The following is a 2,448-nucleotide window of genomic DNA, read 5'->3' as shown; positions in this document are numbered from 1 at the left end:
GCGAGAAAAGAGCACTTCACGACGCTGGCGATGAAAACGACATGGTAACGATTGAGATAGGGTCTCACGGGCTGATTGTGCTATTTTTAAGTTGATAAGTATATTGACTAATAGTGGCACAAACATGACAAAAAGGGCCGAAAAAAAATCAAATAAATTAAGCTTCTTCGCCCATTGTCCATTCACTAGTTCTTCTTTAAAGGAGAGTTCATACATACCACTAAATCCACCAAAAGCGATATACGAAAAGATGAAGACAAAAAAAACAATTAAAAAAGAGACCCACATTAGCTGTGTTTGAAATATCATGCCACTAGCACCACCTAAATCGATATATTGTTTGGTTTTCTTTACTAGCTGATCACATTGTCTAGGTTTTGGCAACAGTGTTTTTATAGGGAAAGGGCTAAGTACATAACTAGAGGCAAAAGCTTTATCAGTACGTTGACCTGCAACAAAAGGGAATGGATTACTGTTCATTTTTACGCTACTTTTTCTTTCATCACTATAGTGAGAATTTTATTTCAATTGCTCGAATACTATCGTATCAGAGTGTTTTTAAGTTACCACCTGCAGCATAATGTGCTTCAGCCATTGCTTTTTGTTTACTTAATTCGGCACTTGGCTTAGCCCATTCTTCTTTGGGTAATGGTTTAGACCACTCATCGACGTCTTCAGAAAACTTTGCCATGGATATTTTGCTGTCCCACTCTGAAACCAAGTAAGGTAATTTCCAAAGGCATAAGACATTAAATGCATAATAGCCAAACATATTAAAGTATGAGGCGGTAGGATCCGACATGCTCATTGCAAAAAAAGGTTTAGGTCCATCTTTGAATTTCTGCTTAATTCGACGGCGGTTTTCATCAAATGATTGTCGGTTTTCATCTTCTTCTTTTTGAGCCCAGAATTCGGGTTCTTCTTCCATATAGCAGCGGATAACCTCCCACGAGTGTTGCCCTTCTTCCATAATCCTTACTGGCCTTTTAAATATCCAGTAATCTTTACCTTCCAAGTCAGGTAAAGCGATTCCGAATGTGACATTTGAGACAATAGCACTGCCAGTGAAGCCTTTGTACATGGACACCCATGAGACTGTTTCTTCCCAAGGAACAATAGTTGGTGTTTTACTTCCTTCCTCGAAGTAACAGACTTCTCTGCGTTGTCGATTAAAACGAATAGGTTTCTGACGTGCTTTTTTTAAAGAAGAGTTGATTACTGCACTCCAACCAAAAATGGTAGGTAGAATGATAGCTAGAGTTAAAGCCCCCCAGTCCTCTTGGATTGATGATGATAGTGCTTGAAAAAATCCTTGATATGTATCTTTCATTGCATTTGCACTAAGTATCAACACGGATAACACTACAAACGTAGCAAGCATGATCCAAAATATTACTAGTTGAGCTTGAAATGCTTTTCCTTGATTAGACTGACCTATATCCATATAGGTATCGTTAATTTCCACTATTTGGTTTGATTCACCCAAGGCACTAGGAATAACCCTAGCCGAAGGTAACGGCTTAGGTGAAAAGAATAGCGCTTCTCCCAGAGGGTAAGTTCGTACCTCTCCTGCGAGAGGGCGTTGGTCATTTAAGTTAAAATCCTGTTCTACACTTTGCTCTTTTGCCACGTTATACGCCTTGTAGTTTTAATTGATTTGTTGTTAGCGGTAATAAGTTGTCTTGTATGATAGTTCTTGCTTTTTGTATGCTTACCTCACTCAGAAGTCCGAGTCGATTTAAACTTGTTGGTTTGATATCGCACAACAGTTTTCTCTGATGAATCGGGTGTGAGAAGATAGTGTAATTCTACGCCGATACCATGATGAGCATTTGCTTCTTGTGCAAATATCTCAAGAGCTTTCAAGATGTTTATGGCAAGGTATGGAAGCAGTAGTTAGCTGTAGAAGATGTTTGGCTAATTCGAATATTCAGGTTTGGATTGGTAGATGATTTGATATAAAAAAACAAACCGCTCGAATGAGCGGTTTGTTGGTTAAGATTTAGCCGTTTCAAATTCGTCCAGGAAAATGTTTATCGCTGGTCCTGTAGCTGGTTGAGAACGTTGTTTTTCTTCAAGTTGTTTTATCTTTTTCTCAAACTGCTCATCTGTCATATTACGCCAATATCTAGGATCACGATTAGTGGATTTATCATACGCAGCAGTGGTTGGGTCTTTCTCTCGAGCTGGTTCGAGAATCATAATATCTGGCATTGGTTGGCTAACGTCCATATACCTTTGGATCATATTCCATAGCCGATGATATTCAGACACCATCTGGTTGGTACCGACGAAATTATGTAGAGGGACACCAACAGAGTATTCATGATAACGATGAATTAGCATTAAGTTGTAGTTTAGATGCCCTTGCGGAGAAGGAGCAGAGATAAGGACACAGTCAAACTCGATAAATGGATGCTCAAAACGCTTTTTATTGCCCTTTTTAAA

General features: G+C 38.9%; 2 protein-coding genes and 1 pseudogene. All 3 read right to left on the bottom strand.

Features of this window, described 5'->3' with window-relative positions; genetic code table 11:
• The coding region (locus tag ACQEXS_RS22365) for a hypothetical protein (RefSeq protein WP_427015263.1) at nt 1-480 on the bottom strand (480 nt) is incomplete at its 3' end.
• A 67-nt stretch (nt 481-547) separates the two neighbouring features.
• Nucleotides 548-1,630: a hypothetical protein gene (locus ACQEXS_RS22360; protein ID WP_427015262.1), complete on the bottom strand. Its 1,083-nt coding sequence runs from the start codon at nt 1,628-1,630 to the stop codon at nt 548-550.
• A 365-nt stretch (nt 1,631-1,995) separates the two neighbouring features.
• Nucleotides 1,996-2,448, bottom strand: a pseudogene (locus ACQEXS_RS22355) (hypothetical protein); the annotation flags it as partial.

The sequence above is a fragment of the Vibrio sp. TRT 17S01 genome (assembly GCF_050113695.1).
In the GTDB taxonomy this organism is placed as follows: Bacteria; Pseudomonadota; Gammaproteobacteria; order Enterobacterales; family Vibrionaceae; genus Vibrio.
Note: the sequence above shows the minus strand (reverse complement) of the source record. Positions and strands in the feature narration are given on the sequence as shown.